This is a genomic window from Sphingomonas sp. BK235, assembly GCF_004345855.1.
GTDB lineage: Bacteria > Pseudomonadota > Alphaproteobacteria > Sphingomonadales > Sphingomonadaceae > Sphingomonas.
In genome coordinates, this window is the sequence record NZ_SLXN01000018.1 from 22228 (window position 1) to 28541 (window position 6314).

7 protein-coding genes are annotated in these 6314 nt (G+C 59.2%); all 7 read left to right on the forward strand.

The window, feature by feature from the left end:
* Nucleotide 1 precedes the first annotated feature (1 nt).
* Nucleotides 2–976, forward strand: coding sequence for a GDP-L-fucose synthase (locus EV292_RS22160; protein ID WP_132911450.1), 975 nt, complete (start codon nucleotides 2–4; stop codon nucleotides 974–976).
* Nucleotides 977–1924, forward strand: coding sequence for a hypothetical protein (locus tag EV292_RS22165; RefSeq protein WP_132911451.1), 948 nt, complete (start codon nucleotides 977–979; stop codon nucleotides 1922–1924). It begins immediately after the preceding gene.
* 33 nt (nucleotides 1925–1957) lie between these two features.
* Nucleotides 1958–2983: a glycosyltransferase family 1 protein gene (locus EV292_RS22170; RefSeq protein WP_132911452.1), complete on the forward strand. Its 1026-nt coding sequence runs from the start codon at nucleotides 1958–1960 to the stop codon at nucleotides 2981–2983.
* 21 nt (nucleotides 2984–3004) lie between these two features.
* Nucleotides 3005–4096, forward strand: a complete 1092-nt coding sequence (locus EV292_RS22175) for a hypothetical protein (RefSeq protein ID WP_132911453.1) — start codon at nucleotides 3005–3007, stop codon at nucleotides 4094–4096.
* A gap of 123 nt (nucleotides 4097–4219) precedes the next feature.
* Nucleotides 4220–5335 (forward strand): GDP-mannose 4,6-dehydratase, encoded by a 1116-nt coding sequence (gmd, locus tag EV292_RS22180; RefSeq protein WP_132911454.1) that lies wholly within the window; start codon nucleotides 4220–4222, stop codon nucleotides 5333–5335.
* The gene (locus EV292_RS22185) at nucleotides 5332–6159 is read left to right on the forward strand and encodes a methyltransferase domain-containing protein (protein ID WP_132911455.1); all 828 of its coding nucleotides are present in this window, start codon (nucleotides 5332–5334) and stop codon (nucleotides 6157–6159) included. The genes gmd and EV292_RS22185 overlap by 4 nt, the downstream gene beginning before the upstream one ends.
* A gap of 60 nt (nucleotides 6160–6219) precedes the next feature.
* On the forward strand, nucleotides 6220–6314 hold a 95-nt coding region (locus EV292_RS23480), incomplete at its 3' end, for an NAD-dependent epimerase/dehydratase family protein (RefSeq protein ID WP_132911456.1).

The following is a 6314-nucleotide window of genomic DNA, read 5'->3' on the forward strand; positions in this document are numbered from 1 at the left end:
GATGTCTGAAGGACTTGAGGGACGGATCTTTCTTGCAGGCCATCGAGGCCTGGTCGGATCGGCGATCCACCGACTGCTCACGCGCCGCGGGATCGAGCCGCTCCGTCGCACGCGATCGGAGCTGGATCTCCTGGATGTCAACGCGGTGCGTGCTTTCATGGCGTCTGAGCGCCCCGACATCGTGATCCTCGCCGCCGCAAAGGTGGGAGGCATCCATGCCAATGCGAGCAGCCCGGCAACCTTCATCCGCGACAATCTCGTCATGCAGTGCAATGTCATTGACGAGGCTTTCAAGGCCGGGGTCAAACGATTGCTGTTCCTCGGTTCCTCCTGCATCTATCCGAAGCATGCGGAGCAGCCGATGCGAGAGAGCGCTCTTCTCACTGGGGTGCTCGAGCCGTCCAATGAGCCTTACGCTATCGCCAAGATCGCCGGCATCAAGATGTGTGAAAGTTACAATCGCCAATATGGGGTCGACTATCGTAGCGTCATGCCGACCAACCTCTATGGGCCCGGCGATAATTTCCATCCGCAAAATTCTCACGTTCTACCCGCCCTACTCCGGCGATTCGACGAAGCAGTGAGAAAGGGCGTTGATCGGGTTGAGATTTGGGGGACCGGAACGCCACGTCGTGAATTTCTACACGTCGATGACATGGCGGCCGCGAGCCTGTTCGTCCTCGAATTGGACCGCTCGGTCTATGAGCGCACCACCGACCCGATGCTCAGCCACGTCAACGTGGGTTTTGGCGACGATGTCTCGATCGCCGAGCTTGCCGCGCTTATCGCTGACGTCACCGGCTACCGCGGCGCCGTGGTCTTCGACCCGACCAAGCCCGACGGTACGCCGCGTAAACTGCTCGACGTTGGTCGTCTAAGTACGATGGGTTGGCAAGCCAGCATCCCGCTCCGCCACGGGGTCGAGGAGACCTATCGATGGTTCTTGTCGCACCGCGATACGCTCAGGAGCGTATAGATGAACGCCAGCCACGTCGCCACACCCTCGGTTTCGCCACCGCGGCACGGAGGCGGGCGGTTGACGTTTCACAATCTGCTTATCGCCTTCTGCCTAATCGTGCTGACATTGCGGCTCCACACGATCTATGTGGGCGGGGGCTGGCAAGATCGTGCTCAATTCTTCGGCGAAGGCGAACTGCGCCCAAATCTTTTGGATTTTGTTTATAACGAAATCATGGTTAACTACCTTATCCTGCGCGTGATTGCATATCGACCGAATGCGCTCGTTTATGCCATGATTATCCTGTCCGCTCTCGCATATTTTACGCGCCTTCCAGTGACCTTGCTTTTTTTCGCTATCTTGTTCGCGAAACAAATAAAGCCGAGAACAAAAATATTGATGGCAGGTGTTGCCGCAGCGATGTCGCTGCTAATTCTCTATATTAGACTTGGCGAAGGCATATTTGATAGTGAGACATCGTCGATCTTCTATCTGACCTACCCGCTGATTGGCCTCGGCCGATTGTGGGGCCTAACGCCTGGATACGACATCACCTTCTATCAGTATCTTTCTCTATTCTTCAAGCCGTTAGATGCCGTCTTGTTTGTTGTTGACTACGTCGGCAATTACTCGGGTGAACTTTCTACTGGGCGATTTATCGGCATTGAACTTTTACGTTTCGAATACATCCAGTATCTTCAAGGCGCGTATAATGCCTTTGGAACTATCCTATACCCCTTCATCTATATTGGAGGGTGGATAGTTGGCCCGTTCTTGTTCGTGTTATTCATTATCTTTCAGCACCTGCAGTACCGTTTTGTCACTCAGGATCCGGCATTGAGCCGGCGGTTTCTCGGTTTGCTGCTGACAACAGGAATATTATTCTCCTGGACATCCCCATTCGTGTGGCTCGTGCCATTTCTCTTCGCTAAGGTGCGCGGCCGTTCCGAAGAGATGCCGTCCTGACCGTCTGGGACACTGACAGACACGGAGCGACGATTGACGAAACTCGTTCTCGATTCAATCATCTACGGATTGCAGCGGTTCGGCGGCATCTCGAACTTCTGGTCCGAGCTGATCGCGGCGCGACCGCCGGTCGACTCGGTAGAGATCCTGCTGCCTCGCACCCTGCGCGCCGCTACGCTGCCCGACATGGCGCGTGCAAGCGTCCGCCGCGAGGCGTTGCCGACACGCGTTTCCCGCTATCTACGCGCAGAGCCCGGCGCCGGCGCAGACATCCTCCACACCTCCTACTACCGGCTGCCGCGGCGACGCGTGGGCCGTTACATCACGTCGGTGTACGATTTCACTTACGAGCGATATTTCAACGGCATCGCGCGACGGGTGCATCATCATCAAAAGGCGGCCAGCGTGGTGGCGGCCGATCTGTGCCTTTGCATCTCGGAGGCGACCCGCGTTGATCTACTCGAGCAATTTCCCCAGATGTCGGACGTTCGGGCGCGGGTCGTCCCGCTAGGCGTGGACACAAAGGCCTTCTACCACGACCCGTCGTCGCGGCCTGAGCGGCCGTACGTCCTGTTCGTCGGCCAGCGGCAGGGTTATAAGCGGTTCGACCTGGCAGTGCTGTCCGTGATGCAACTCCGCGACGTGTCGCTGGCGGTCGCTGGCCCACCGCTGACCGACGACGAGAAGAACATGCTGGAGCATTATCTGCCGGGTCGGTGGCGTGAGCATGCGGGGGTCGGACGCGATGTCCTGCGTCGCCTCTACAGCGACGCATTCGCCTTCATCTTTCCCTCGGACTACGAGGGGTTCGGTCTTCCGATCCTGGAGGCCATGGCGTGCGGCTGCCCTGTGGTCGCGGCCGATCGATCATCCTTTCCGGAAGTGGTGGGGACCGCCACGCCGCTTGCCGAACGCCAGGAGCCCGACGCCTATGTTGGGCTGCTGCGTCGGCTTCAGCATGATGACGCGCGCCAGCATGCGATCCGCGAAGGCGCTAGGCGGGTCGCATCGTTCAGCTGGCAGCGATCGTTCGAACAACTCTGGGCTTTCTACCAGTGACCTGGCAGAGGCGACGCTGACATGATCCATTTGGTCTACCCGCATCGTGACCGCATCTCCGCCCCCGACGTGATCGGACGGACCTTGTTGAATCAGCTCGGGCGCGATCAGGCAATTCGGGCACATGATTTCGACCGCACCTATCGTATCGACCCGGAGCCTGGTGACATATTGATCGGCCATGCGCATCCGATCGCGCATACGGTGTTTCGCCGGTCCGTGCGCCGCCCCGGCTGGGCGCGACGGATTTTGCTCGAGCCGTTCAATGCCGATTGGCAACAGGTCGGCTTCATCGATGCTGTGATCGATCAATGTGACCTGTTCCTGGCGATCACGGGCCGGTACTGGTTCGAGGATCATGATGGCCCCACCGCCCGGTGGAAACCAAAGATGGTTCACGTCGACCTCGCGGTCGACCGCGCCCAATATCCGCTTCTGAGAACGGAGGTAGCCCCGGCCGGACAGCGTCGCTTTCTGTACATCGGCAACGATCATCCAGGCAAGAACCTAGGCTATCTCGACGCTATAGCGGGAGCGTGGCAAGAAGGTACGATAGATTGGGCTGGTCGAGGCGCGCCGCTGCGGCACGTCACATCTCTAGGCTTCGTTGATTTCTCGACAGCTGCAGGTCGCGATATCGTCTCTACTTACGACTTTCTGATCACCGTCGGGCGCGCGGATGCGAACCCGAGCACCGTACTAGAAGCGATGAGTTGGGGGTTGGTGCCGATCTGCACGCCGACCAGCGGCTATGTCGACGAGCCCGCGATCGTCAACGTTCCCTTGAACGACGTGGCGGGGGCCTGCGCCGTACTCGGCCAGTTGCAGCGCGCGCCTTCCGAGGAGATCATCGCCCTGCGCACAGCCGCGCGCACGCGACTTGATACCCATTATCGTTGGGATCGATTGGTGGATCAGGTTCGCGACGCGATCGCCTCGGACGCGTCGCCCATCCTGGCGCCGTCCACGCACCGCGACCGACGTCGCGTGGCGCCAAGGGCGCTGGCTACGTTGCTAGGCCGCAACTTCCTCTATGGTCTCGAGAAACGGTTCCCGAACGCGGGGCTACATGGCGCAACGATGACCCGCCTCCGCGACCGGTTGCGTCGATGACCGACTTTTCGCTATCGGCTGGATCAAAAGCGTCGTAGCGCCACGATCACGCGCTTCGAGGCGCGCGGATGGCCATTTCCTGGGCCGCTGCATCAGGGCTACGACGATCACAGGTGGAGATTGATGGGTAAGGTTGCGCTGATCACCGGCATCACCGGGCAGGACGGTTCCTATCTGGCCGAGTTCCTGCTCGCTAAAGGCTATGAGGTTCACGGTATCAAGCGACGCTCGTCGTCGCTGAACACGCAGCGGATCGATCACATCTACCGCGATCCGCACGACACCGCGAGCGGCCCGATCCTCCACTATGGCGATCTCGCCGATTCCTCCAACCTCGTACGCGTGCTGGAGCAGGTCCAGCCCGACGAGGTCTATAATCTTGGCGCGCAGAGCCACGTCGCCGTCAGCTTTGAGGCACCCGAATATACCGCGGATGTCGATGCCCTGGGCACGCTTCGGTTGCTGGAAGGCATTCGCCTTCTCGGGCTCACCGAAAAGACACGCTTTTATCAAGCATCTACCTCGGAACTTTATGGTTTGGTGCAGGAGACACCACAGCGTGAGACGACACCATTCTATCCGCGGTCTCCCTATGCCGTCGCGAAGCTTTACGCGTATTGGATAACGGTAAACTATCGCGAAGCCTATGACATGTACGCGTGCAACGGCATCCTGTTCAACCACGAGAGCCCGCGTCGCGGCGAGACCTTCGTGACGCGCAAGATCACTCGCGGTCTGGCCAACGTCGCGGTCGGACTCGACCCGTGTCTTTACATGGGCAACATCGACTCGCTGCGCGATTGGGGGCACGCGAAGGACTTCATTCGCATGCAGTGGATGATGCTGCAGCAGGAAAGCGCTGAGGATTTCGTCATTGCGACCGGAAAGCAATATTCCGTTCGCGAGTTCATCACCTGGGCAGCTCAGGATCTCGGTATCTCACTGCGCTTCGAGGGTAGCAACGAGGAAGAGCGCGCCGTGGTGGACGAGATCAGCGGCGACCTAGCGCCCGCTGTGAAACCTGGCGACGTGATCGTCCGCATCGATCCGCGATACTATCGTCCCGCTGAAGTCGAGACGCTGCTGGGCGACCCCTCGAAGGCCAAGAGCAAGCTCGGCTGGGAACCGCAGATCACCGCGCGCGAGATGTGCGCGGAAATGGTCGCGCATGATTTGAAGTTAGCGCGTCGTCATGCTTTGTTACGCGACCACGGCCTTGGCGGGGAGATCGTCCGGTGAGTGCCGCGGCGTTGATCTCGAGCCGCGATCATTCGCCAATCGCATGCCGCCTCTGCGACAACCCGGCGCATCACCGCTTCACGCTTGATCTAATTCGGCGGCATCGCGTGCACTATTATGAATGCGCGCATTGCGGATCCCTGCAAACCGAAGCACCGTATTGGTTGGACGAGGCTTACGCCAATTCCAATCTTGCCCGATTGGACACTGGGGCAGCGCAGCGCAACCTCTCGAACCTTGGAGCACTACTTGCTTGGATCAAGCTTGCGCGGATCCAGACCGTTATCGATGTGGGCGGCGGAGATGGTTTGCTTTGCCGCTTGTTGCGCGATTACGGGGTTGATGCGCGGCTCAAGGATCGATATGCGGCAAACACCTACGCTCAGGGATTTGAGCAAGATCCTGAAATCGCACCGATACTTCTTACCGCATTCGAGGTCCTAGAACATTACGCTTGCCCCAAACAGGACCTTTCGGCACTCTTCGACAACAGGCCCGACTCGGTCGTCGTGACTACTTCACTCTATGAAGGTCAGGATTCTGACTGGTGGTACCTTACTCCCGATTCGGGTCAGCACGTTTTCTTCTACACTCAGCGGGCCATGCACCTGATCGCGGAGCGTTACGGCTATGAAGTCGCTTTCATCGGCCATTACACTTTATTCAACCGATCTGGACGGATTACGGCGGCGCGCCTTGCACTCGCGCGTGCAGCCATGGGTAGTATCGGCAGTCGCCTGCTGCGGAGCGCGGCCATGCTACTCCCGGCACGTGGCGCCCTAAGCGACTTCAACCGCTTCTACGGTGCGGACCGACTCCATTAAGCAACTGCCTGGCGGCGCGTGAATGCCAGTCGAAACCTCCAGTCACGTCATAGGCTATTTATGTCGCGTAACTATCAGTCGCGCAAGCGCGTGCTCGTCACGGGCGGAGCCGGCTTCCTCGGCTCGCACCTGATCGACCGGCTGCTCGATCGCGG